Source organism: Undibacterium hunanense, assembly GCF_014284335.1.
Lineage (GTDB): Bacteria > Pseudomonadota > Gammaproteobacteria > Burkholderiales > Burkholderiaceae_D > Undibacterium > Undibacterium hunanense.
In genome coordinates this window covers 174468-199123 of sequence record NZ_JACOGF010000004.1, presented here as the reverse complement: position 1 = coordinate 199123, position 24656 = coordinate 174468, and the positions used below count along the sequence as shown (strand labels likewise).

Annotated in this window: 20 protein-coding genes; 2 read left to right on the top strand and 18 right to left on the bottom strand. The window is 52.5% G+C overall.

Annotated elements, in window-relative coordinates:
* The first annotated feature begins 25 nt into the window (after window positions 1-25).
* On the top strand, window positions 26-535 hold the full coding sequence (locus tag H8L32_RS09630; protein WP_186946976.1) for a DciA family protein: 510 nt from the start codon (window positions 26-28) through the stop codon (window positions 533-535).
* A 111-nt stretch (window positions 536-646) separates the two neighbouring features.
* On the opposite strand, the gene lpxC is transcribed toward H8L32_RS09630, so the two are convergent.
* Window positions 647-1582 carry a UDP-3-O-acyl-N-acetylglucosamine deacetylase gene (gene lpxC, locus H8L32_RS09625; protein WP_186946975.1) on the bottom strand — a complete coding sequence of 312 codons (936 nt, stop codon included), beginning with the start codon at window positions 1580-1582 and terminating at the stop codon, window positions 647-649.
* Between the two features lie 224 nt (window positions 1583-1806).
* Between lpxC and H8L32_RS09620 the strand changes: the two genes are divergently transcribed.
* Window positions 1807-2301, top strand: a complete 495-nt coding sequence (locus H8L32_RS09620) for a GNAT family N-acetyltransferase (protein ID WP_186946974.1) — start codon at window positions 1807-1809, stop codon at window positions 2299-2301.
* A 107-nt stretch (window positions 2302-2408) separates the two neighbouring features.
* Here H8L32_RS09620 and H8L32_RS09615 read toward each other — a convergent pair whose 3' ends face one another.
* The 17 genes from H8L32_RS09615 to H8L32_RS09535 form a co-directional block, all read right to left on the bottom strand.
* Window positions 2409-2915 (bottom strand): peroxiredoxin, encoded by a 507-nt coding sequence (locus H8L32_RS09615; protein WP_186946973.1) that lies wholly within the window; start codon window positions 2913-2915, stop codon window positions 2409-2411.
* 498 nt (window positions 2916-3413) lie between these two features.
* A complete protein-coding gene (gene ftsZ / locus H8L32_RS09610; protein ID WP_186946972.1) occupies window positions 3414-4607 on the bottom strand; it encodes a cell division protein FtsZ in 1194 nt (397 codons plus the stop codon).
* Between the two features lie 123 nt (window positions 4608-4730).
* The gene (gene ftsA / locus H8L32_RS09605; protein ID WP_186946971.1) at window positions 4731-5963 is read right to left on the bottom strand and encodes a cell division protein FtsA; all 1233 of its coding nucleotides are present in this window, start codon (window positions 5961-5963) and stop codon (window positions 4731-4733) included.
* Window positions 5960-6778 (bottom strand): cell division protein FtsQ/DivIB, encoded by an 819-nt coding sequence (locus H8L32_RS09600; RefSeq protein WP_186946970.1) that lies wholly within the window; start codon window positions 6776-6778, stop codon window positions 5960-5962. The genes ftsA and H8L32_RS09600 overlap by 4 nt, the downstream gene beginning before the upstream one ends.
* An 18-nt stretch (window positions 6779-6796) precedes the next feature.
* Window positions 6797-7762 carry a D-alanine--D-alanine ligase gene (locus tag H8L32_RS09595; protein WP_329605177.1) on the bottom strand — a complete coding sequence of 322 codons (966 nt, stop codon included), beginning with the start codon at window positions 7760-7762 and terminating at the stop codon, window positions 6797-6799.
* Between the two features lie 19 nt (window positions 7763-7781).
* A complete protein-coding gene (gene murC / locus H8L32_RS09590) occupies window positions 7782-9167 on the bottom strand; it encodes a UDP-N-acetylmuramate--L-alanine ligase (protein ID WP_186946968.1) in 1386 nt (461 codons plus the stop codon).
* Window positions 9164-10255 (bottom strand): undecaprenyldiphospho-muramoylpentapeptide beta-N-acetylglucosaminyltransferase, encoded by a 1092-nt coding sequence (gene murG, locus H8L32_RS09585; RefSeq protein WP_230412136.1) that lies wholly within the window; start codon window positions 10253-10255, stop codon window positions 9164-9166. The genes murC and murG overlap by 4 nt, the downstream gene beginning before the upstream one ends.
* Window positions 10252-11385 carry a putative lipid II flippase FtsW gene (ftsW, locus tag H8L32_RS09580; RefSeq protein ID WP_230412155.1) on the bottom strand — a complete coding sequence of 378 codons (1134 nt, stop codon included), beginning with the start codon at window positions 11383-11385 and terminating at the stop codon, window positions 10252-10254. Before ftsW ends, murG begins: the two co-directional genes overlap by 4 nt.
* 83 nt (window positions 11386-11468) lie before the next feature.
* Window positions 11469-12974 (bottom strand): UDP-N-acetylmuramoyl-L-alanine--D-glutamate ligase, encoded by a 1506-nt coding sequence (gene murD, locus H8L32_RS09575; RefSeq protein WP_186946966.1) that lies wholly within the window; start codon window positions 12972-12974, stop codon window positions 11469-11471.
* Between the two features lie 79 nt (window positions 12975-13053).
* The gene (gene mraY / locus H8L32_RS09570; RefSeq protein ID WP_186946965.1) at window positions 13054-14223 is read right to left on the bottom strand and encodes a phospho-N-acetylmuramoyl-pentapeptide-transferase; all 1170 of its coding nucleotides are present in this window, start codon (window positions 14221-14223) and stop codon (window positions 13054-13056) included.
* Window position 14224: 1 nt separating this feature from the next.
* Window positions 14225-15625 (bottom strand): UDP-N-acetylmuramoyl-tripeptide--D-alanyl-D-alanine ligase, encoded by a 1401-nt coding sequence (locus tag H8L32_RS09565; protein WP_186946964.1) that lies wholly within the window; start codon window positions 15623-15625, stop codon window positions 14225-14227.
* The gene (locus tag H8L32_RS09560) at window positions 15625-17151 is read right to left on the bottom strand and encodes a UDP-N-acetylmuramoyl-L-alanyl-D-glutamate--2,6-diaminopimelate ligase (RefSeq protein ID WP_186946963.1); all 1527 of its coding nucleotides are present in this window, start codon (window positions 17149-17151) and stop codon (window positions 15625-15627) included. Before H8L32_RS09560 ends, H8L32_RS09565 begins: the two co-directional genes overlap by 1 nt.
* Window positions 17151-18914, bottom strand: coding sequence for a peptidoglycan D,D-transpeptidase FtsI family protein (locus H8L32_RS09555; RefSeq protein WP_186946962.1), 1764 nt, complete (start codon window positions 18912-18914; stop codon window positions 17151-17153). The genes H8L32_RS09560 and H8L32_RS09555 overlap by 1 nt, the downstream gene beginning before the upstream one ends.
* Window positions 18911-19186 (bottom strand): cell division protein FtsL, encoded by a 276-nt coding sequence (gene ftsL / locus H8L32_RS09550; protein WP_186946961.1) that lies wholly within the window; start codon window positions 19184-19186, stop codon window positions 18911-18913. The genes H8L32_RS09555 and ftsL overlap by 4 nt, the downstream gene beginning before the upstream one ends.
* Window positions 19183-20139 (bottom strand): 16S rRNA (cytosine(1402)-N(4))-methyltransferase RsmH, encoded by a 957-nt coding sequence (gene rsmH, locus H8L32_RS09545; RefSeq protein ID WP_186946960.1) that lies wholly within the window; start codon window positions 20137-20139, stop codon window positions 19183-19185. The genes ftsL and rsmH overlap by 4 nt, the downstream gene beginning before the upstream one ends.
* A gap of 9 nt (window positions 20140-20148) precedes the next feature.
* A complete protein-coding gene (mraZ, locus tag H8L32_RS09540) occupies window positions 20149-20577 on the bottom strand; it encodes a division/cell wall cluster transcriptional repressor MraZ (protein WP_186946959.1) in 429 nt (142 codons plus the stop codon).
* Window positions 20578-21181: 604 nt separating this feature from the next.
* Window positions 21182-24379, bottom strand: a complete 3198-nt coding sequence (locus H8L32_RS09535) for an EAL domain-containing protein (protein WP_186946958.1) — start codon at window positions 24377-24379, stop codon at window positions 21182-21184.
* Window positions 24380-24656: the final 277 nt, after the last annotated feature.

Genomic DNA, 24656 nt, shown 5'->3' with positions numbered 1-24656 from the left:
GCGTCTTTGTGGTAAGGTATAGCGCATGTCAACATCATCACGTCCTTCTTACCCAATTAACATCAAACGCGGCCGCAAAGTGCCGGCTGCCAGCGGTGCCGCCGATTTTTTGCGCAGTAACGATAAAATTGCTTCGCTGCTGCCCACGGTGCAGCGCAATCTGGCGCTGCAAAAAGATTGCGAGGCAATATTGCCGCCAATATTTGAGACCTGTGAGGTCATGCAGGTGTCTGAAGGACAACTGACGCTATCGGCGCCCAATGCTGCGCTGGCGACTAAATTGAAACAACAATGTCCGAAATTGCAAGTAAATTTGCAAGAACGGGGTTGGCAGATTAACGCAATCCGTATCAAAGTACAAGTCAAGCGGGTCGTTGAAAAACCCGTTGCCGTAAAGCAAATAGCTTTTTCCGGCAAAGCCCTGCAAGCATTTGGTCAATTGGAACAGACGCTGGAAAAGACTTCGCAAAACGCTGATTTAAGAGCGGCGCTGGGGCGTTTACTGCAACGCCACCGGCCTGGTGGGCAGGGTTAAACCTGATAAATCCGGGAAGTCAAAAGAACAAGTATTTTATTAATTACTGTTACAAAATAAGTTGGTCCGCACGGCGGATCAGGTCTTTTTGACCGACCAATTCTATTTTGGTCAGACCACTGCCCATTCGCGTTCCACTTGTGTCGCATAAGTAGGTGGTGCCATACCGGCATCATCAAAGCTGACGATTTCATACGCGCCAGGATCTGCCAACAGGGCGCGTAGCAACTGATTATTCAGACCGTGGCCCGATTTGTGAGCGGTATAACTTGCCAGGAAAGGATGACCGATCAGGTACAGGTCACCAATCGCATCGAGTATTTTGTGGCGTACAAACTCATCATCAAAGCGCAAACCGTCTGAATTCAGGATGCGGTATTCATCCATGACGATGGCATTTTCCATGGAACCACCACGCGCCAGGCCTATTCCACGCAGCATTTCCACATCCTGCATAAAGCCAAAAGTACGTGCCCGTGCTACATCCTGCACGAAAGAGGCGCGGGCAAAATCCACTTCTGCTGTCTGCACGGTTCCATCGACAGCCGGATGATTGAACTCAATGAAGAAATGCAGCTTGAAACCATCATGGGGTTCCAGCCTGGCCCATTTTTCCGACTTGCCTGTGCCTTCACGGATTTCCACGGCTTTCAGTACGCGTATGAATTTCTTGGCAGCAGCCTGTTCCTGCATGCCAGCCTGCTGCAACAGATAAACAAAGGAAGAAGCCGAACCATCCATGATGGGAATTTCTTCAGCACTGACATCGATATATAAATTATCAATACCCAATCCGGCGCAGGCAGACAACAGGTGTTCGACCGTAGACACCTTGCCGTTTTCATTCGACAAGGTCGATGCCATGCGGGTATCACCCACCATCAGCGCCTGGGCAGGCAAAACAGCCGGGGGAACCAGGTCAGTACGGGTAAAGATGATGCCGGTATCCACCGGTGCCGGGCGCATGATCAGTTCCACCTTGGTGCCGGAATGCAAACCGACGCCTATGGTCTTGACCGGATGTTTGATTGTTCGTTGTTTTAACATCACGCTATTATATCGGTTAGTATCATTTCCCATGTAAGAACGTGTTTACGATCTGTAGCGAGCGAGCGTCAGCGGGGTTAGGGAAACATAAAGCGCAGCGCAAAAAGCGGAATGTACACTAGTACATGAGCATTTTGAGCAGCGCATGAGCCCTGCGCAGATTTAGATTGCGCTCGCGCAGTAAGATCGCAAACAGGTTCTAAGACTGGATAAAAGCAAAATCAATGCATACACAAACAACAACAGTTACCATCCGTAAAGCCACGTCTGAAGATGTGGAAGCCATGTGTGAGCTCAGTGATCAGATCAATGCCCAACACCATGCGCAAGCCCCGCATATTTTTGTGAAGCACAACCAGCGTGAACTTGATCGCCTGTTCTGGCAGGCATCTTTTCAGGCGGCACACACCTGCGCGCTGCTGGCTTGCCAGAATGATGCCGTGATCGGCTTCATTACCCTGAGCTGGCATGAAAACATGACCATCCCTTTTTTATACTGTCGGCGCATATGCCGCATCGGCACCATCGTGGTGTCAGACCGGCATCAGCAACAAGGAGTGGGAAGCATGCTGATGGATGCAGCTACCGCCTGGGGGCGTGAACATCAGGCGGTGGAGCTAAGGCTGGAAGTATTCGACTTCAATCAAAACGCCATGGCGTTTTACAGGGCACAAGGCTATGGCGTGCAGTCACACATCATGTCCAAGGCACTGGAGTAAATGGATCCAGTACTGAATCAAATACTGAATTAAGTTCCATAGGCCCCATAAAAAAACGGCGCACAGGTGCAGCGCCGTTTTTTACTACTGAAGATGACAAATCAGGATTAGCCCAATTGTGCCAGCAGTGTTTCTGCGTTCGATACTTCGAACTTGCCGCCTTCTTCAATATTGAGTTGCTTGACCACACCATCTACTGCCAGCAGGGAATAACGCTGTGAGCGTGTGCCCATGCCGAATTTGCTGAAATCTGCATCCAGGCCCAATACCTTGCTGAAAGCCGCATTGCCGTCAGCCATCATGCGTACAATACCTGTGGCTTTTTGATCGCGGCCCCATGCGCCCATGACGAATGCGTCATTGACGGAGATGCACCAGATTTCATCCACGCCCTTGGCTTGCAGGGCTGCAGCATTGGCGATATAGCCAGGCACATGTTTGGCGGAACAAGTTGGTGTATAAGCACCAGGCAAACCAAAAATAGCGATGGTCTTACCTTTGGTCAGGTCCGACACGTTAAAAGTATTTGGTCCCAGTGAACATCCTTCGGATTCCACTTCAATAAATTCTGCCAGACTGCCTTCAGGCAGGGTATCGCCAATCTTGATTGTCATTTTATGCTCCCTAGATAAGTATTCGGATATTCAAAGCCTTGCTGAATGCGGCTCCCGCGTAGATGCAGGAAGTTTGCGCCATATCAACACCGACAGTGAAGGACGCCAGTATGCCTGAGCTAGAATTTTCTTGCAGGAGTTAAAAGGATAATACTTAAGACCTCTCACCACGGAGACACCGAGAAAGGAAAGGCTGCTTGCAAGCAGCCTTCGTTTCGCAGGCGCGCGGCATGCCGCCCTACGCGGGCCGCACGAATTCCCTGCTACACAACAGAGAAAGGCAAGAGAAAGAAGGCACTTTTCCATGGTTTAGTAACCATTGATGAATAGTTTTATGAAAAAATGCAAGAGACTGTATCAAGATATGAATTGCCTTTCTCTTGCCTTTCTCTGTGCCTCTGTGTCTCTGTGGTGAGCTTTTTGGTCTGGCTTTTCAATTCCCCAATAAAAAAACGCCAGCTTCTTTCGAAACTGGCGTTGTTCTGGAGACTGAAAACATCAGTCCGCCTGCTTGCGCAGGAAAGCCGGAATGTCATATGTTTCCATGCCATTTTTTTCCAGCGCACGTACTGTCTCTGACGCTGATTCGCGACGCCATACAGCCGGTTTGCTAAGACCATCAAATCCTGTTCCTATCGTACCGGTAGAAATCGTGCCGGATGTCATGACAGGGCTGGCCATCACTGGTTCATTGTGGGTACCTGTACGCAATACCGGTGTTTGTACCAGCTGGATATTTTTCTTGCCACGACCCAGACCAGTTGCCACGACCGTTACACGGATGTCGTCACCCATGGTGTCGTCATACGCAATACCTTGTGCAATGGATGCATCCGGCGCGGCGAAGGCGCGTACTGCTGCCATGACTTCCTTGATCTCTTTACCTTTGAGGCCACGGCTGGCAGTCACATTCACCAACACACCACGTGCACCAGACAGATCGATACCATCCAGCAGCGGTGAAGCAACTGCCTGTTCGGCTGCAATGCGTGCACGGTCAACACCAGAAGCGGTTGCCGTACCCATCATGGCTTTGCCCTGCTCGCCCATGATGGTTTTCACGTCATTGAAATCGACGTTGATATGACCAGGCACGTTGATGATTTCAGCAATACCGGCTACGGCATTGTTGAGTACGTCATCGGCGTGCTGCAGCCATTCGATCATGCTGTCGTCTTCATAGATCTCTTCGAGTTTTTCGTTGAGAATGATGATCAGCGAATCCACATGCTGAGACAGCGCTTCCAGACCTTCGTCGGCGATGTCCATGCATTTTTTGCCTTCATAAGAAAAAGGCTTGGATACCACCGCGACTGTCAGGGCGCCCAATTCTTTGGCAACCTGGGCAACGATAGGTGCGGCACCAGTACCTGTACCACCACCCATACCTGCGGCGATGAAGACCATGTGCGCGCCGCGCAATGCATCTTCAATACGTGCACGGGAATCTTCCGCCAGCTTGCGCCCGACTTCAGGTTTCATACCTGCACCCAGACCGGTTTCACCGATCTGTATGACGTTATGCGCTTTGGACAGCAAGAGTGCCTGCGCATCTGTATTGGCGGCGATGAACTCAACACCGCAAACGCCTTTGTTAATCATATGCTGGACTGCATTGCCGCCTGCACCGCCCACGCCGACAACCTTAATTACGGTGCCTTGTGTGGCGTTATCAACCATATCGAACTCCATCATGACTCCTCCAGGTAGGCAGTTATCAGTCGCTAGGCATCACCACATGTGACGACTAGCGACTAATAACTGTAGATCAAACTATTATAAAAGGACTACACCAATTTAGATACAAAATACAAGCTAAAAATTCCCTAAAAACCACTCTTTCATGCGTTGCCAGACCGCTTTGGCAGAACCTTCCTGCCGTGTGACCAGATGACCACGCAAATACTGCTTCTTCGCTTCCAACAACAACCCCAAAACTGTGGCGTAACGCGGGCTGCGTACCACATCTGCCAATTGCCCACTGTACGCTGGCATACCTAATCTGGTCGGCTTCAGAAAGATATCTTCGGCCATCTCAACCATGCCCGGCATGGCAGCAGAACCACCTGTCAGAACGATGCCCGAAGACAGCACATCTTCATAACCGGATTCACGTACTACCTGATGCACGAGCGCAAATAATTCTTCAACACGCGGTTCAATGACGGCAGCCAGTGCCTGGCGTGACAATGAACGCGGACCGCGATCACCCAGACCCGGCACTTCCAGCGTATCCGACGGGTCTGCCAGCACCTGCTTGGCGACCCCAAAACGCACCTTGATTTCTTCTGCTTCCGATGTCGGTGTACGCAGGGCCATCGCAATATCATTGGTGATCTGGTCACCAGCAATAGGGATGACTGCGGTATGACGGATTGCACCTTCACTGAAAACCGCCACGTCGGTGGTACCACCGCCGATATCAATCAGCACCACGCCGAGTTCTTTTTCATCCTTGGTCAGCACTGCTTCGGCAGATGCCATAGGCTGCAAAATCAGGTCAGATACTTCCAGCCCGCAACGGCGTACGCACTTGACGATGTTCTGCACTGCCGACACGGCACCGGTGACGATATGCACTTTGACTTCCAGACGGATACCGCTCATGCCTATCGGTTCGCGCACGTCATCCTGACTGTCAACGATAAATTCTTGCGGCAAAGTATGCAGCAACTGCTGGTCAGTCGGGATGTTGACCGCCTTGGCAGTTTCGATCACGCGCGATACATCGGCCGCGGTAACTTCCTTGTCCTTGATGGCGACCATGCCGCTGGAATTAAAACTGCGAATGTGGCTACCCGCTATGCCGGTATAGACATGACGGATCTTGCAGTCGGCCATCAGCTCGGCCTCTTCCAGCGCCCGCTGTATGGATTCCACTGTCGCTTCGATATTGACGACCACCCCTTTTTTCAAGCCCTTGGATTCATGTTGTCCAAGACCGATGACTTCATGGCGACCATCAGGCATGACTTCTGCCACTACCGCCACAATTTTTGAGGTGCCGATATCGAGACCAACGATCAGATTTTTAGCGTCTTTTGTCATGTCTTTCCACTTGCTTTTGTTTGCTTTTTCAATCCGATATTGCTATGACTCGATTTGAGCGCTAGGCCATTCGGATAACGCATGTCCACACTTTCAATACTGTCCTGCAAACTGGCGATCAACTGCGGGTAGATCGTCATCAATTTATCTACCCTGCTCTTGAGCGTCGTTCCATCCTGCACCCTGCCTAACTGCACCTGCATGCCATTGTTCAATTTCAGGCTCCAGGCATAGCGGCTGGAATAATTCACAATCTCTGGTTCCAGACTGACTTTGGCAAACCAGGTTTTAAATTCCTGATACTGAGCCAGGACTTCTTTCTCGCTGCCATCCGGTCCGCTGAGGGCGATCAGGTCGGCATCTTCTTCTGCTTCTGCCAGATTGGCGGTGAATACATCACCTTTCACAGAAATCAACTGACCCGCTTCACCCCATGTACCCATGGCAATATGTTCTTCCAGCGTCACCACCAGTTTGTTTGGCCATTCCCTTTGCACACTGGCCTTGCGTACCCAGGGCACGGTTTCAAAAGCAGCACGCACCGAATCCAGATTCGCCGTAAAAAAATTCCCCCTGATTTTGGGCAGAGCGGTGTTCCTGATCGTCAGTGCACTTACATGCCGCAAGGCACCGCCATTGCTGGCATTTCCTGCATTGGCGGCATTGTTGATATTGGCCGCTTCCACCCGTATTACACGCAAGGTAAAAATCGGCCTTTGTATCAACCACCACACACCCGACATCACCAGAATGAGCAACACCAGGGCAAACAATGCGTTTGCCGTGTTATTCATCAATTTGGTGTCATGCCACATTTTTCAGTTTCTGCCGTTTTACTTTTTCACTTCAGATCTGATTTTCAGACTCGCCGTTCTCAAAATCTCTACACATAAATCTTCGTAACTCATTCCTACTGCCTTTGCCGCCATCGGCACCAGCGAATGGCCGGTCATACCTGGCGATGTATTGATCTCCAGCAGGAAAGGCTTGTTATCCGATTTGCGCAACAACACGTCAACCCGTGCCCAGCCTTCGCAATCCAGTGACAGATAGGCATCCACTGCCATTTTGCGTATCTCATCCGTCAGCGCCTGGTCCAGTGGTGCCGGGCACAAATATTTGGTGTCATCCGTAAAATACTTGTTCTGGTAATCGTAATTGCCTTCCGGCGCAACGATCTCGGTAATTGGCAAGGCATATGCCTGCCTGCCCTTGCCCAATATCGCCACGGTCAGTTCACGGCCTTCGACAAATTCTTCTGCCAGTACCACTTCATCAAACTGCGCTGCCAGGGCATAGGCTTCCTGCATGTCGGAATAGCCTTTGACCTTGGTAATGCCTATGGTAGAGCCTTCATGTGGCGGCTTGATGATAAGTGGCAGACCCAGTTCATCAGGTACGCGGCGCAATTCTGTTTCCGCTGTCAGTACCGCATAAGCAGGGGTCGCCAGACCATGGGTTTGCCAGATACGTTTGGTAAATATCTTGTCCATGGCAACAGCTGACGCCATTACGCCACTGCCGGTATAGGGAATGTTTAATTGTTCCAGCACACCTTGCAGGCTGCCATCTTCACCATAACGGCCATGCAGGGCGATAAATACGCGGTCAAATTTTTCTGCTGCCAGTTCCGCAATGCTGCGCTCGGCCGTATCAAACGGATGGGCATCAACCCCTTTACTTAACAGAGCTTGCAATACGCCGGTGCCGGACATAATGGAAATTTCGCGCTCGGCCGAACGGCCACCAAACAGCACGCCTACTTTCCCCAGTGATTTCACATTCAATTCGCTCATGATATTTTGATCATTTAGTTTTTCATACCGGCTGTGCCAGTTTTGCTGGCACAGCGTTAATGGAACCCGCACCCATGACGATGACCACATCGCCGTCTTTCAATACCCGCAGAATACTATCGGGCATTTCTTGCATATCTTCGACAAATACCGGCTCTACCTTTCCCATAACGCGCAGGGCACGGGACAGGGAACGGCCATCCGCCGCCAGTATCGGCGCTTCACCTGCCGCATACACTTCTGCCAGCACCACTGCATCCGCATCAGAAATCACGCGCACAAAATCTTCAAACAGATCGCGGGTACGGGTATAGCGATGTGGCTGGAAAGCCAGCACCAGTCTGCGGCCGGGGTAGGCACCACGTGCCGCTGCCAGCGTTGCTGCCATTTCCACCGGATGGTGACCATAATCATCCACCAGGGCAAAAGTACCGCCATTGGCCAATGCGATTTCGCCATAACGGGTAAAACGGCGCCCGACCCCGTTGAAATCACTCAGGGCTTTTTGTGTCGCTTCGTCACTGACGCCAACTTCACGCGCAATCGCTATCGCGGCGCAGGCATTTTGTACATTGTGCATACCAGGCTGGTTCAGGCTGACTTGCATATTCTCATAGCCATCTTGCACGACTGTGAAATGCATCTTGCCGCCAGACGCCGTAGCATCGACAGCACGCACATCGGCATCTTCATGAAAGCCGTAAGTGACAATAGGTTTGGAGACGAAAGGCATGATTTCACGCACATTCGCATCGTCCAGGCACAAAACGGCCACACCATAAAATGGCAGGCGCTGGGTAAATTCTATGAATGCCTGCTTCAGACGGGCGAAGTCATGGCCATAGGTTTCCATATGGTCGGCATCGATATTGGTGATGACTTCTATCACCGGCAGCAGGTTCAGGAAAGAAGCATCTGATTCATCCGCTTCGGCAACGATGAAATCACCGCTGCCCAGTTTGGCATTGGCACCGGCACTATTAAGCAAACCGCCAATCACGAAAGTAGGATCAAGTCCACCCTGTGCCAACACACTGGCCACCAGACTGGTGGTCGTAGTTTTGCCATGGGTGCCGGCAATGGCGATACCGCTTTTCAGACGCATGAGCTCGGCCAGCATCATTGCACGTGGCACGATGGGGATATGTTTGGCACGCGCAGCGATAACTTCCGGATTGTCACCCTTGACTGCGGTCGAGGTAACGACGGCATCTGCACCGTCAATATTGTCCGCCGTATGACCCAGCATCACCTTGGCACCCAATTGTGCCAGACGTTTCGATGCAGCATTGCTGCCAAGATCAGAACCGGAAATGGTATAACCAAGGTTCAGCAAGACTTCGGCGATACCGCTCATGCCTGAGCCGCCTATGCCTACAAAATGGATGTGTTTGACTTTGTGTTTCATGCTAATGCTTCCAGAATATGGGCGATATTGGCACTGGCTTCGCGCTGCCCCAGGGCGTAGGCTGTTTCAGCCATCGCCAGGCATTGCGCTCTGTCCAGTACTTTTAATTTCTCTGCCAGCAAGGCTGGACTCAATTCAGTTTGTGGCAAATGGATGGCGGCTTTCTGCCCTGCCATCCAAATGGCGTTTTCTTTTTGGTGCGAAGTACTCGACGCCATGAAAGGCACGAGCATGCTGGCCACGCCGGCGGCCGTTAATTCAGATACGGTGATCGCACCGGCACGGCATATCACCAGATCTGCTTCGGCATAACGGCGTGGCATGTCGTCAATAAAATCCAGTACCTCAGCCTGTACACCTGCCTGCGCATAACTCTGGCGCAAGGCTTCTATATGCTGTTTGCCAGACTGATGTGTTATCACTGGACGCTGGGCTTCTGGCAACAAGGCCAGTGCTTGCGGTACTGCATCATTCAATACTTTGGCACCCAGGCTGCCCCCCACTACCAGTATGCGCAAAGGGCCGGTGCGTGCTGCATAGCGAATTGCCGGTACCGGCAATTCGCAAATTTCTTTACGTATCGGGTTGCCTATCACTTCTGTTTTTTGATCTGCAGTCACTGTTGCTGATGGCAGTCCAAACAGTAATTTACTGGCGAAAGGACGCAATGCCTTGTTCGACAACAGCAAAGCGGCGTCAGCATTCATCAGGACTACAGGCTTGCCACGCAAGGCGGCCATGATGCCGCCAGGTACCGTGACATAGCCGCCCATGCCCAATACCACATCCGGCTGGCGACGACCGATGATGCCAAAGCAGCTAAAGAAGCTCTTGACCAGCTTGAAAGCACCACTGACCGTATGCGACAAACCCTTGCCACGCAGGCCAGAGAAATCAATATTGTCCATGGCGATATTGTGCTTGGGGACTATCTGCCCTTCCATGCCGATTTGCGTGCCCAGCCAGCTGACTTGCCAGCCACGCTCGCGCATGATGTCGGCAATCGCCAGACCGGGGAAAATATGTCCACCGGTGCCGGCTGCCATGATCAATAATTTCTTGGGCATTTTTTGGACGAATTGGCTCATGCGCGGCCTCCACGCATCAGGACGCGGTTTTCATAATCCACCCGCAACAGTATCGCCAGCCCTACACAATTAATCATGACACCTGATCCACCATAACTCATCAAGGGCAAGGTCAAACCCTTGGTCGGCAACAAACCCAGGTTGACGCCCATATTGATAAAAGCCTGCACACCTATCCATATACCTATGCCCTTGGCGGTCAGCCCGGCAAAAGTCTGATCCAGGGCGATAGCCTGACGGCCAATTTCAAAAGCACGCTTGAGCAGCCAGTAAAATAAAAGCACCACCGCCATGACACCAACGAAGCCCAGCTCTTCTCCGATGACAGCCAGTAGAAAATCCGTATGTGCTTCTGGCAGATAATGCAGTTTTTGCACACTGGCACCCAGACCTACACCAAATAATTCACCCCGGCCAAAAGCGATCAGGGAATGCGTGAGCTGATACGCCTTGCCCAGTGCATGATCTTCTTCAAATGGGCTCAGGTAGGCAAAAATACGCTCACGCCGCCACGGTGACAGCAAGATCACCGAGGTGAAGATACCGACCAGAGTTGCCGCGATACCACCAAACCAGACGCCATTGATGCCGCCTAAAAACAGGATACCCATGGCAATACAGACGATGACGCCAAAAGCACCCAGATCAGGCTCCAGCAACAGAAGCAAGCCCACCACACCAACTGCCGCCAGCATGGGCACAAAACCCTTGGTCAGTTTGTGCATGTATTCCTGTTTGCGCACGGTATAGTCGGCGGCATACAGGACCATGAACAATTTCATCAATTCGGATGGCTGCAGATTCAACACCTTGAATGACAACCAGCGCTTGGCACCATTTACCCCCTTGCCCAGCCCTGGTATCAGTACGGCAACCAGCAACACCAGCGTGCCGACAAACAGGTAAGGCGCATATTTCTGCCAGGTCGCCATGGGAATGCGGAACACCAGAGCACCTGCGATCAGGGCAATAACCACAAAAATCGCCTGACGAATCAGAAAATGCGAATTCTTGTAATTCGCGTACTTGGGCGAATCTGGCAAGGCAATCGAGGCGGAATACACCATCACCATGCCAAACAGCATGAGGATGATGGTGACCCAGACCAGCGGCTGATCGTAGTCCATCATCTTGGAGCGACTGACCAGGTTGGTATTCGCCGGTGGGCTGCCGAATGGCGACCATTTTTGCAGGGGTAGCAGTAGCTGTTTCATCAGCACACCTCTCCCCGGGCCAATGCAATTTCGCGTACTGCATCCACAAATACCTGGGCGCGGTGCGCATAATTGCGGAACATGTCGAGGCTGGCACAGGCTGGTGACAGCAAGACAATATCACCCTCTGCGGCGATTTCTGCTGCGGCCTGTACTGCCATTTCCAGGCTGGCGACATCGTGTAAAGAAACACCGGTAATCGCCAACGCCTGCTGCAGTTCTTCTTTCGCCTTGCCGATCAGGATGACAGCCTTGGTATACCGCTCCACCGGATCTGCCAGAGGAGAAAAATCCTGTCCCTTGCCTTCGCCACCGGCAATCAGGATGATACGTTTGTGCAAAGCGTCGGATTGTTGTCCCAAACCTTTGAGGGCTGCCACGGTGGCACCAACATTGGTACCTTTGCTGTCATCGATATAGTCAACACCAGCAATCTGGGCAACCTGTTCGACACGGTGCGGTTCGCCTTTGTAATCACGCAAGCCATGCAGCAAAGGTGCGAACGACAAACCTATGCCACGGCACAGTGCCAGCGCAGCCAGGGCATTCGCGGCATTATGCTGACCACGAATTTGCAAGGCATCGGTCGGCATCAGGCGGGTGACCATGGTAGGAATTTCTTCCACTTCTTTTTTCTTGCGGCGGCTGTTTGTCACAACTGGCGCATCTTCAGCGGCATTGGCGACTGCCAGCCAACCCATGCCATGTTCATTCAATAAACCCAGGTCAGCCAGGTGTTTGGGGGCATCAACACCAAAGCTGACGGCATTGCCATGTGTTTTGGCCATGGCCATAACCAGTGCGTCATCACGGTTCAGGACCTGCAAAGTCTGCTCGCCAAAAATGCGTGCCTTGTCGGCGCAGTAAGCTTGCAGGCTGCCATGCCAGTCCAGATGATCCTGGGTGATATTCAATACGGTAGCGACATCAGCTTGCAGACTATGCGTGGTATGCAACTGGAAGCTGGACAGCTCAAGCACCCAGACCTGGGGTAAAGCATCCTGCTCCAGACATTCTCTCAAGACATCCAGCACCGCCGGGCTGATATTGCCAGCCACTTTGACAGTCAGGCCAGCACGTTCCACCAGCAAACCAACCAGGCTGGTCACCGTGGTCTTGCCGTTGGTACCTGTGATGGCGATGACTTTGGGTTGATAATCGCGTTCTGCCTTCAAAGCCAGCAGGGCCTGGGCAAACAATTCGATTTCACCCCAGACCGGTATGGATTTTTCATTAGCTACCGGTAGCAGGTCTTGCAGTTCACGCAAGGGTGATAAACCAGGGCTAACGGCCACCAGATCAATATCGTCCAGCAAAGTGGTGTCAAAAGCTGCGCCAATAAATTCGATCTGGTCAGACAGTACCTGCAACTGTGCCAACCTGTCCGGAGTTTCACGGGTATCGGCAACACGCAGGCGCGCGCCGGCGCGCAGCAACCATTGCGCCGTTGCCAGCCCGGTTTCACCCAGGCCCAGAACCAAGACATGTTTTCCCGAAAAATCCATAACCACTATTTCTATCAATCAAAACAAACAACAGGCGTCTGATAAGCCATGCACACAATCAGCGCATGGCACAATAAACTTAACGCAACTTCAGTGAAGACAAACCCAGCAAAACCAGCAACATGGTGATGATCCAGAACCGCACGACTACCTGGGTTTCTTTCCATCCTTTTTTTTCAAAATGGTGGTGCAGCGGTGCCATCAGGAACAGACGGCGGCCTTCGCCATATTTTTTCTTTGTGTACTTGAAATACGATACCTGCAACATGACTGACAGGGTCTCAGCGACAAAAATACCGCCCATGATGAACAGGACAATTTCCTGTCTGACGATGACAGCCACCGTACCCAGCGCACCGCCAAGTGCCAGCGCACCAACGTCCCCCATGAACACCTGTGCTGGATGGGCATTGAACCAGAGGAAGGCCAGGCCAGCCCCTGCCATCGCACCACAGAAAATCAGCAATTCGCCTGCCCCCGGGATATGCGGTATCAACAGGTATTTGGAATAGCCTACGTTCCCTGTCAAATAAGCAAACAGCCCCAGCGCTGAACCCACCATGATGGTGGGCATGATGGCCAGGCCATCCAGGCCATCGGTAAAATTGACCGCATTACTGGTGCCGACTATCACGCAATAAGTCAGCGCGATGAAACCCCAGACACCCAGCGGATAACTGACCGATTTAAAGAAAGGCACGATCAAATCCGCTTTCGGTGGCAAATCCATATTGAAACCGGACTGTACCCAAGCAATAAACAATTCCAGCACTTTTGAATTGCTGGGGGCCGACACTGAAAACGCCAGATAAAAAGCAGCTGCCAGACCGATCAGCGATTGCCAGAAATATTTTTCACGCGAGCGCATGCCTTCCGGATCTTTATGGACTACCTTGCGGTAATCATCGACCCAGCCGACTGCGCCATACCCCAGCGTAACGATCATCACGACCCAGATAAAGCGATTACTCAAATCCCCCCACAGCAGGGTAGAAATACCGATGGAAATCAACACCAGCACACCGCCCATGGTCGGGGTACCGGATTTGACCAGATGTGTTTCCATGCCATAGCTGCGCACAGCCTGGCCTACCTTCATGCGGGTCAGCATGCGTATCACAGCAGGACCGGCAAAAATACCTATCGAGATGGCCGTCATCGTGGCAAATACTGCGCGAAAGGTAATAAACCCGAAGACGCGCAGCCAGCCTATATCCTGTTTGAAAAGTTCAGCCAACCAGAGCAACATGCTAATGATTCCCTATTGTTTTTTGTTGTAATGTATTTGTTCCGCTCGCTGCCAAGAGATGCGCAACGGCTCTTTCCATTTTCATGAAACGGGAACCCTTCACCAGCACCGTGGCATCTGCCTCCACCTGCTCATTCAGTGCCTGGCATAATGTTTCCATGCTGGCAAAATGCCGGGCATCTGCGCCATAGGCGCTGGCGGTATATGCCACCAACTCGCCCAGCAGCAACAGGTGCGGAATACCGCGCTGGCGTGCATAGTCACCAATTTCATGGTGGAATTGCGCACCGTTCTCGCCGACTTCCCCCATATCGCCCAGCACCAGTATGGTTGGACCAGCGATCTGCGCCAGCACGTCAATTGCGGCGCGGACTGAATCCGGGTTGGCGTTATAACTGTCATCGATAACCGTTGCGCCACACGCCGCCTGCTTGCGTTGCAGGCGGCCATTGACCGGTGCAAAATTCTCCAGTCCGGCAACGATGGCACTATTTTCTATACCTATCGCATGGCAGCAAGCTGCTGCCGCCAGCGCATTCAACACATTGTGTTTGCCGGCTGCATTCAGGCGGACTGACAGAGGCTGCCCCGCCAGCAGCATGTGCAGATCGCTGCCGAATACGCTTGGTGTATACGTGGCCTGTACATCAGCATCGGCCGACAGGCCAAAAGTCAGGGTTTTACGCTGGCCACGCTCAGACGCAAAGGATTGCCATAAGGTGCTGTATTCATCACCGGCAGGAAATACGGCCACGCCTGCATCAGGTAAAGACTGGATGGCGACGCCGTTTTCTCTTGCAACCGCTTCTACGGTCTGCATGAATTCCTGATGTTCGCGCTGGGCATTGTTGACCAGTGCTACGGTAGGCATGGCGGCAAACACCAGCAAGGCAATCTCGCCCGGATGGTTCATGCCCATTTCTATGACCGCCGCCTGGTGACCGGCATGTAATTGCATGACCGTCAATGGCACGCCGATTTCATTGTTCAGGTTACCGCTGGTCGCCAGTCTGCCATCCTGCCCAAAAGCGGCTGCCAGGATGGAGGAAATCATTTCCTTGACGGTAGTTTTGCCGTTACTGCCAGTCACACCTATGACAGGCAGGCTAAATTGCTGACGCCAGAAACGCGCTACTTCGGCCAGGGCCAGTTTGGTGTCGGGCACCACCAGTGCTGGCAAGGCAAATCCTGCGGGCAGGGCTTCGGCAATAACTGCTGCTGCACCAGCCGCTGCGGCCTGTGGCAAGAAGTCATGGGCATCAAAATTTTCGCCGCGCAAGGCGACGAATACGTCACCAGCGCTTATCTTGCGGCTGTCTGTCGTCAAACCGGTGATGGCGGCATTGCCTTGCAGGCTTGCACCTTTTATCGCTGGCAACAGATCATTCAGGGAAAATTGCATCAGTTCCCCCTCTTCATATTGCCGCTGGTGGCAACTGTTGCCAGCGCCAGAGCCGCATGTTCTTCATCAGAAAATGGCCATTTCTTGCCATTGATGTCCTGATAGGTTTCATGTCCCTTACCGGCCAGCAAAACCACATCGTGATGGTCTGCATGTTTAATCGCATACAGGATGGCGTTCGCCCGGTCTTCTATCACTTGCGGCGTTCCGCTCATGCCTTTGAGAATGTCCTGAATAATCGCAGCCGGCTCTTCACTACGCGGATTATCGCTGGTCACCACGACATGGCTGGCACTTTCGGCGATCTTGCCCATCTGCGGACGCTTGCCGGGATCACGGTCACCGCCACAGCCAAAGACGCACCATAATTTGCCATCTCTTTCCTGGGCGACCTGTTGCAATGCTTCCAGGGTTTTTTCCAGCGCATCAGGTGTATGGGCATAATCAATGACCACCATGACGTGCCCAGCCGTACCCAGCAATTGCATGCGGCCCGGTACCGGATTGAGTTTTTCTATGATGGACACGGCCTTGTTCCAGGCCACGCCTTTGCCCAGCAACACAGCCATCACTGCCAGGATATTGCTGACATTGAATTTGCCTATCAGTTGGGTCTTCACCAAACCAGACCCAAACGGCGATTCGAGGTGAAAGCTGGTGCCTGCATAATTGGTTTTCGGATTACTGGCGGTCAGTACGTCGATACCGGGAACAGTATTCTTTTCCAGGCTGTAACCGATAATACGGGTAGTAGCCTGCGATGCCTGCACCCGCTCTACCAGTTGCAAACCAAATACATCATCCAGATTAAGCACTGCCATGCCCAGCCCCGGCCAATCAAAAAGACCTGCCTTGGATTCGGCATAGGCTGCCATATCACCGTGGTAATCAAGATGATCACGCGTCAAATTGGTGAATACTGCAACATCAAAATGCAGGCCGTTCAGCCGTCCCTGGTGCAGACCGATGGAAGATGCTTCGATGGCCAGTGCCTGGGCACCGTCCTGTTTAAGTTGCGCAATTTTCTGTTGCAGGCCGATGGCATCTGGTGTGGTGTAACCGGTTTCTGCCAGTTGTCCTGATGTGCCATTGGTATAAATACCTGTGCCCAGCGTACCGATGACGGCAGACGGTGTCCCGTTCAAAGACAATGCGCGGGCTATCCATTGTGAACACGAGGTCTTGCCATTGGTGCCGGTTACGGCGACATTGAACCAGTCACTGTCAGCCTGGCCATACCAGGCGTGCGCGACCGGTCCGGCCAGCGCCAGCAGGTTTTCTACGGCAAGGTGAGGAAGGGCAATGCTGTCATCCCAGGTAAAATTGTCCGCTTCATACACGACGGCAACGGCACCACTGGCCACAGCATGGGCAATATGCCGCCGCCCGTCATTGATAGAGGTACGCAGGGCGAAAAATACATCGCCTGCCTGTATGTTGCGCGAGTCTGAGCTCAGTTGCGCATTCGGCGCCACTTGTTTCAGCCAGTCCAGCAGTTCATTCATGGTTACATTCTTGTTAGTCATCACATGCTTTCCTGTACGCTGTTGTCAGGAATAATATTGACGACTGATGAGTCTGGCGGTATGTTCATTGACCGCAAAATATTGGCTGTAATTGCCGCGAAAACCGGGGCGGCGACGGTGCCGCCGTAATAGCCACCGACGCTGGGCTCGTCGATCATCACGGCCACAATCACACGCGGATTGGACACTGGTGCAAAACCGATAAAATCGCCAATGTATTTATTCACATAACGCCCACCTTCCAGCTTGTGGGCAGTACCGGTCTTGCCGGCAACGCGGTAACCTGCAATCCGTGCCTGGGTGGCGGTGCCACCAGGTTCGGTAACGGATTCCATCATTGCGCGCAATTGTCTTGCGGTCTTTTCGGAAATGACACGAGACCCGGTCGGGGTCTCAGTAGATTTCTGAAAAGTCAGCGGTATCATGTCGCCATCCCTGGCAAAGATCATGTAGGACCTGGCCATCTGTATCAGCGATACGGAAATACCGTGGCCATAGCTCATGGTGGCTTGTTCAATCGGACGCCAGCTTTTGAAGTTGCGCAAGCGACCGGCAACTGCACCGGGGAAACCAAATTTCGGCTGCTGCCCAAACCCTACTGTCGTAAACATTTCCCACATTTCCTGTGGCGGCATTTGCAGGGCCATCTTGGCCGTGCCTATGTTCGAAGATTTTTGTATCACCTGGGCAACCGACAACACACCCTGTTTATGCGCATCATGAATCAGTGCAGGGCCGATCGCCATCACACCTGGCGCTGTCTGTATCAGGGTATCTGGTGTAACCCGTCCTGTTTCCAGCGCCAGTGCAACGGTGATGGGTTTCATCGTCGAACCTGGCTCAAAGGTATCGGTCATGACGCGATTGCGCAGTTGTGCACCAGTCAGTACCGATCTGTCATTCGGGTTATAAGTCGGCAAGTTGACCAGGGCCAGCACTTCACCGGTTTTCACGTCCAGCACGACAGCACCACCGGCTTTCGCCTTATGTTTTTCTACCGCTTCTTTCAGGTGCGTAAAGGCAATGTACTGGATCTTGCTGTCTATCGACAGGGTCAGGTCCTTGCCGTCATGCGGTTCGCGCACGGCCTGTATATCTTCAACGATATGGCCGAGCCTGTCCTTGATGACACGGCGACTCCCGGTCTTGCCCGCCAGGTTTTTTTCCGATGCCAGCTCTATACCTTCCTGTCCTATATCTTCCACATTGGTAAAGCCGACCACATGGGCCATGACTTCACCTTCGGGATAGAAACGCTTGTATTCCTTGCGGGTTTCTATGCCTGGTATGGCCAGGGCCAATACCTTGTCGGACACCGCTGTTTCCACCTGACGTTTCAGGTAGACAAACTGGCGGTCAGAATCCAGTTTTTTACGCAGTTCAGCTTCTGTCATGTCCAGCAACTGGGCTAGTTGCTGTATCTTTTCTTTTGGTGCTTCCAGCACATCATCAGGGATGGCCCAGATGGCTTTGACCGGTACGGACGAAGCCAGCACCTGGCCATTACGGTCAGTGATCTTGCCACGGGTGGCGGGCAATTCCAGCGTGCGGGCATAGCGGTTTGCCCCCTGCTGTTTCAGGAAATCATTGGTAAAACCCTGCAAATACAGGGCCTTGGCAATCAGGGCAATGAAGGCTGCGAACAAGAGAAACAGAATGAAACGGGAACGCCAGGTCGGCAGCTTCACATCCAGCACCGGGCTGGATGAAAAGGCGACACCGCGTGCAGCAGCTGTACGTGGGGCGTTGGCAGTGCGACTCATTTTCCCTCCACCGCTTTCAGGTATTGCGTACGCTCTGGCGTCACCGCCACCATATCGAGCTCACGCACGGCAGTTGCTTCTATGCGCGAATGCTTGCCATAGGTAGACTGATCGAGTTTGAGCTGGGTCCATTGCAATTCATATTGCTTGGCAAGGCTTTGTTCTCTTTCCACTTCGATAAACAGACGCCGCGCCTGATACTGCGAATTGATCAGCGACAGTGCGCAGGCAATCAGTGCTATCGCCAGGATGATGTTGAGGCGAGTACTCATACGGCCTCCGGCAAACGTTCGGCAACCCGCAGGATGGCTGACCTGGCACGCGGATTGGCACTTACTTCCGCCTCGGACGGCTTGATGCGGTTCAACAGGCGCATTTGCGGCTGCGGCAAATCTGCGTGACGGATGGGCAGACGACGATCAGGCTGTTCCATTTTCACTTTGGAAGCGAAAAACTGCTTCACTATCCGGTCTTCCAGTGAATGAAAACTGATCACCGACATCCGCCCATGCGGTGCCAGCGCTGCATACGCTGCCGCCAGGCCTATTTCGAGATCTTCAAGTTCCTGATTGATGAAAATCCGTATAGCCTGAAAGGTGCGAGTTGCCGGGTCTTTACCCTTCTCGCGAGTTTTGACGGCGTGTGCGACGATTTCTGCGAGCTGTCGTGTTCCACGAATGGGCTCTGCCTGCCGGCGAGCAACAATCGCCTTTGCAATCTGAAAAGCAAACCGTTCTTCCCCATAATCTTTTATAACCTCCGTAATTTGTTGCTCTTCGGCAGTTTCCAGCCATTCGGCTGCGGAAATGCCCCGCGTGGTATCCATGCGCATGTCCAGCGGACCGTCTGACCGGAAGCTGAAGCCCCTGGTAGCGTCATCCACCTGGGGAGATGAAATGCCCAAATCCATCAAAATGCCATCGACCTTGCCTACGCCACAATCCGGCAGGGCCTGGCCTATGGTGGCAAAACTGTCATGCACTATATGGAAACGCGTATCCTGAATTTCTGCCGCACTGGCAATGGCCTGCGTGTCTTTGTCAAAGGCAATCAGGCGACCATCGGTGGTCAGTTGCGACAGGATCAGGCGGCTATGTCCGCCACGGCCAAAGGTGCCGTCTACATATATTCCGCTGGCACGCTGATCCGTGATGCCGAGGGCGTCTACAGCCTCATGCAACAGCACAGTCTGGTGCGTAAAATCTGCCGCTTGCTGAATACTCATTGCCCGCGATCAGAAAGAAAAATTGTTTAATACATCAGGAGCGCCGCCAGCAATGGCTTTCGCTTCGTTTTCTGCCAGCTTGCCGGCGTCCCATATCTCGAAATGGCTGCCCATGCCCAGCAGCATGACATCGCGCTGCATGCCAACGGCATTGCGCAATTCAGGCGCCACCAGAATACGGCCGGCACTGTCCATTTCCACATCAAAGGCGTTGCCAAGAAAAATACGCTTCCAGTCACGTGCCTGAATTGGCCAGGCGGCGATTTGCTCACGGTGGGATTCCCATGTAGGGCGCGGAAACAGCAGCAGACATCCGTCAGGGTGGCGGGTCAGGGTGATGCGGCCTTCGCATTGCACATTCAGCGCGTCACGATGCCGGGCAGGAATGGACATTCTGCCTTTTGCATCGAGATTGAGTGAGGACGCCCCCTGAAACACGCTGTCTACCTTTACCCTGAAAACCTGTCGTACCGATTAATCTTAAAAACTCAGTTTGGAATTAAGTGTGGAATGTAAGCGAATTTGGAAGATTTGTTCCACAAAATTACACTTTTTCACACTATTGCCCACTTTAGAGGATGACTTGAGCGTGGTCAAGCACATTTCAGAGGTAAATTGGGAAATTCTCTAATGAAGTCAATGACTTAGCGCAACTACTTGAGGTAGCGCATTTCCAATTTATCCTGATAAATTAGAGACTTACGAAATATAGTGAAGGTAGCATCTCACATATAACCATGTGTTTGCCCGCTGATACCGTAATGAAACGGGTATGAGGCAATGAAAATGCTGCAAAGAAAGGAAACTTGTCTGAGGTAAAACTTTCTGCTGCTGAAACGAAACCAAAAACTAAAACGCCCGGCATTATCATACAAAGTGCCCTATCCTGCCAGCAAGAGCCAGTATTTTGCGAAAATGACCAGACAAGAATGCAGGCTTGCCGTCAGCGGGTATGCATACCACCACGGGTATAGCCCTGGAAGCACAGACGTGCCAGATATGTTGCTGACACAGGCCAGGGCATGAGGCTAAATGATGGTGACTAGCCGCCCGGCATTCCCAGTCGGGTCTGACGCTGTAATAACTGCAGGAATTCCTTGTCCGGCACCGCCTTGCTGAAGTAGAAACCCTGGTATTCGTCACATTTGCATTCACGCAAAGTGGCTAACTGGGTGGCTGAATCCACGCCCTCGGCAATCACCTTGATACCCAGTGTGTGCGCCATGGCGACGATGGCCATGACGATGGCGGTATCATTCGGATCGTCCGGGATGTCCTTGATGAAAGACCGGTCCACCTTGACACTATCAACCGGGAAGCGCTTGAGGTAGGCCAGCGACGAATAGCCAGTGCCAAAATCATCAATGGACAGGGTAAAGCCGGCATCCTTGAGGCCATCCATCAACTCTATCGCCTGCTCGCGATTGTGCATGACCATACTTTCGGTAATTTCAAACTCAATCGAATTCGAGGGCACGCGCCAGAAATCGACGACACTTTTGACTTCATCGAGCATGTGGGCGTCATTGAACTGGGAACCGGACAGGTTGATGGCAACCCGTCCGAAATCCTTGTCCACTGCCCTGAAGCTGAGAATATCGCGACAGGCGATGTCAAGCACCAGCATGCCCAGACGTGCCACCAGTCCCGCTTCTTCAGCCAGCGAGATAAAGTCCAGGGGTGACAGCAGGCCGCGCTCAGGGTGGTTCCAGCGTACCAGCGCTTCAGCGCCGACGATGCGGCCACTGACAACATCGAGCTTGGGCTGGTAGTGGACCACGAATTCGCGTCTTTCCAGCGCCTTGCGCAATCTTGCTTCAAATGCCAGTCTTTCCACGGTATGGGTATTCATTTCCGAGGCATAAAACTGATAATTGTCCTTGCCCTTGTTCTTTGCCCGGTACATGGCGATGTCGGCATTTTTCAGCAAGGTCTGGGCATCTTTACCATCTGCCGGGAAGGTGGCGATGCCGATACTGGCACTTAACTGGCATTCCTGACCATTGATCTCAAATGGCTGTGCGGCCTCAAACAGCAATTTGTCGGCGACATCTCCCAGATCCCGGGCTTCACTGAACTGGTCGATCAGGAGGATGAATTCATCACCGCCTATCCTGGCAATGATGTCCGATTCACGCAGGCACAACCGGAAACTGCGGGCAACCGTACGCAAGACCTGGTCACCTTCATCATGTCCAAAGGTGTCGTTGATGTTTTTAAAACGATCCAGATCAAGAAACAGCACGGCCAGTTGACTGCGGTTGCGCTCGGCAATCGCCAGCGAGCGCGACAAGTGCTGGTTGTACAGGAAACGGTTGGGCAGTCCGGTCAATTCATCATAATGTGCCAGTTGCAGGATTTTCTTTTCTGAGCGACGACCTTCGATGGCGATCCCGGCAATATCGACGGTGATGCGTATCAGGCCCAGGTCTTTTTCACTTAAAGCCTGTTTACTGTATGAAAACAGGGTAAAACTACCCAATAACTGCCCATTTTTACCAAAAATCGGTGAAGCAGAGCAAGAGCCGAATTCGGACAGGGTTTCCACATCGTTGACGAATTGCATGGCCGGTGCATGCAAAAAATCAGGCAGGTAGGCAGGTTTCGTGGTCAGCACGACCTCGGACCAGATGCCACTGCCATGACTGACCGTCATGCCGGGGATCTGTTTCAGCAACACAGCGGGGAAACGGCTGCCGGTTGCCTGGGCAAAACTGCGCCTGTCTTCTGACAGCAACTGTATGCCGCAACGCCAGTGCGGACAGAGCTTTTCAACAAACTGACTGGTGGCTTCCAGTATGAAGGGTAAATCTTCATCTCCGCTCATCAGTTGCAATAACTGATTTTGTCCTTCTATCAGCAACTCGGTATATTTGCGTGCATTGATATCCCGCACCACGCAAAAGACCAGCACTTCGCCATTGACTTCTACCCTGGTCAGGGAAATTTCATTGTATTGAATTTGTTCATTGCGTATGGTTGACCATTCGAAACGCGGGGCTTCCCCTTTGAAGGCACGGTCTGTCAAGGTCATGACCAACAGATCACGGTCGCGGCTGTCCAGTCCGCTGACCTGCTGGTCGCTGGGCGAAAAACGGCCTACTTTCTGCCCGATCACATCACTCATGTTGTTCAAACCAAACAGACTGACAGCGGCGGGATTGCAGTCGACATAGGTATAGTCGCGCCCTATCAGCAAGATGGCGTCCTGCGCGCCCTGGAACAGGTGGCGATAACGGCTTTCGCTGGCCAGCAACCGGCTTCTGGAATCACGCAAATGGCGGATCTGCCACAGCAACAGCAATGCCAGGATAAAAATGAAGCCCGCTGTTACCGAGGTCACGATGATTTTTTGCGTAACCCTGGCATTCCAGTCGGTCAGGATGGCCTTCATTTCTCTTGAATACAGCAGGGTGAGCGGGAATTCACTGATCTTGCGATAACTGATCAACAAATTTCGTCCGTCGGAACTGTCGTCCTTGAGTGCGCCTTCGGTCGATTTACTCTGCTGTATCTGCCCAACCACGGATGCAGGAAACCCTTCACCGGTCTTGTCGGATCTGGCCACATCTGCCGTCCCGGTCAGTACATGGCCGGCGTCATCCAGCAAGGCGATCGTGGCCCCGCTGCCCTGCGCGATACGTTCGTAAAAATCCTGGAAATAGCTCAGATCGACATCTATCTGTATCAGCCCAAGCTGTTGCCCCTTCAAATCAAAAAAACTTTTTGCAATTGGCAATACCCAGTGCCCGCTATTTGCCAGTCGAAAGGGTTTGCCAAGCACTGCCTTGGTATCAGTGGGGTTGTCGAGCAGATATTTGAGATGGGCAAGACTGCGCTGCGCTTCCGGCGGCAATTCGGCCTTTTCACTGCTGACCCAGCGCTTGCCATTCAGATTGATCAGGGAAAGGGTATTGATAAATTCAGATTCCTGGCGCTGCCTTAGCAACATCTGGCGTATCAGGGCTTCGTCGCTGGGGAGCAGCCTGGTTTCGGTCATTACCTCATCGCTGACGACGTTCATGACCTGACGGGCATCGTTCAGGACTTCGCTGGCATGTTCTTCCAGAACACGTACGGCCAGGAAATTATGCTCCTGAGCAGCATTGATCGTCAGCGACTTGTCTTGCGCCATTGACCACCAGCTCTGCCCGATGATCGCAGCAGCGATCAGGCAGATGCAAAGCGCAAGGGCCAGTATAGGCGCGTCACGCTCTTTTCGAATGCCGCCAGTCTCCATGCGTATGCAATAGTTTGTTTGAAATGCGTCGATTTATTATCTGCATCCAGTGTACCACCGGTATTTTAAGTGCAATGGCTTGCTTGCAGGGAATGATGCTTGGTAGAGACAATCTACAGCAGGATACTGACCAGCCAGTCATCAGACAACATGCCCTTTTAATCAAGGCAAGCGGTATTTGATGTCAAAGAAAATGGGGGAATGGGTGGAAATGGAGATGGAAAGAAGCGAAAAAATACGCGACTGATCACCGTTACAGCAGCAAGGAGAAAAACAC

Excerpts from the sequence above, each read along its gene's own strand:
- H8L32_RS09630 (WP_186946976.1), top strand. The coding sequence starts at position 26 with ATGTCAACATCATCACGTCCTTCTTACCCAATTAACATCAAACGCGGC.
- lpxC (WP_186946975.1), bottom strand. The coding sequence starts at position 1,582 with ATGTTAAAACAACGAACAATCAAACATCCGGTCAAGACCATAGGCGTC.
- H8L32_RS09620 (WP_186946974.1), top strand. The coding sequence starts at position 1,807 with ATGCATACACAAACAACAACAGTTACCATCCGTAAAGCCACGTCTGAA.
- H8L32_RS09615 (WP_186946973.1), bottom strand. The coding sequence starts at position 2,915 with ATGACAATCAAGATTGGCGATACCCTGCCTGAAGGCAGTCTGGCAGAA.
- ftsZ (WP_186946972.1), bottom strand. The coding sequence starts at position 4,607 with ATGGAGTTCGATATGGTTGATAACGCCACACAAGGCACCGTAATTAAG.
- ftsA (WP_186946971.1), bottom strand. The coding sequence starts at position 5,963 with ATGACAAAAGACGCTAAAAATCTGATCGTTGGTCTCGATATCGGCACC.
- H8L32_RS09600 (WP_186946970.1), bottom strand. The coding sequence starts at position 6,778 with ATGTGGCATGACACCAAATTGATGAATAACACGGCAAACGCATTGTTT.
- murC (WP_186946968.1), bottom strand. The coding sequence starts at position 9,167 with ATGAAACACAAAGTCAAACACATCCATTTTGTAGGCATAGGCGGCTCA.
- murG (WP_230412136.1), bottom strand. The coding sequence starts at position 10,255 with ATGAGCCAATTCGTCCAAAAAATGCCCAAGAAATTATTGATCATGGCA.
- ftsW (WP_230412155.1), bottom strand. The coding sequence starts at position 11,385 with ATGATGGACTACGATCAGCCGCTGGTCTGGGTCACCATCATCCTCATG.
- murD (WP_186946966.1), bottom strand. The coding sequence starts at position 12,974 with ATGGATTTTTCGGGAAAACATGTCTTGGTTCTGGGCCTGGGTGAAACC.
- mraY (WP_186946965.1), bottom strand. The coding sequence starts at position 14,223 with ATGTTGCTCTGGTTGGCTGAACTTTTCAAACAGGATATAGGCTGGCTG.
- H8L32_RS09565 (WP_186946964.1), bottom strand. The coding sequence starts at position 15,625 with ATGCAATTTTCCCTGAATGATCTGTTGCCAGCGATAAAAGGTGCAAGC.
- H8L32_RS09560 (WP_186946963.1), bottom strand. The coding sequence starts at position 17,151 with ATGACTAACAAGAATGTAACCATGAATGAACTGCTGGACTGGCTGAAA.
- H8L32_RS09555 (WP_186946962.1), bottom strand. The coding sequence starts at position 18,914 with ATGAGTCGCACTGCCAACGCCCCACGTACAGCTGCTGCACGCGGTGTC.
- ftsL (WP_186946961.1), bottom strand. The coding sequence starts at position 19,186 with ATGAGTACTCGCCTCAACATCATCCTGGCGATAGCACTGATTGCCTGC.
- rsmH (WP_186946960.1), bottom strand. The coding sequence starts at position 20,139 with ATGAGTATTCAGCAAGCGGCAGATTTTACGCACCAGACTGTGCTGTTG.
- H8L32_RS09535 (WP_186946958.1), bottom strand. The coding sequence starts at position 24,379 with ATGGAGACTGGCGGCATTCGAAAAGAGCGTGACGCGCCTATACTGGCC.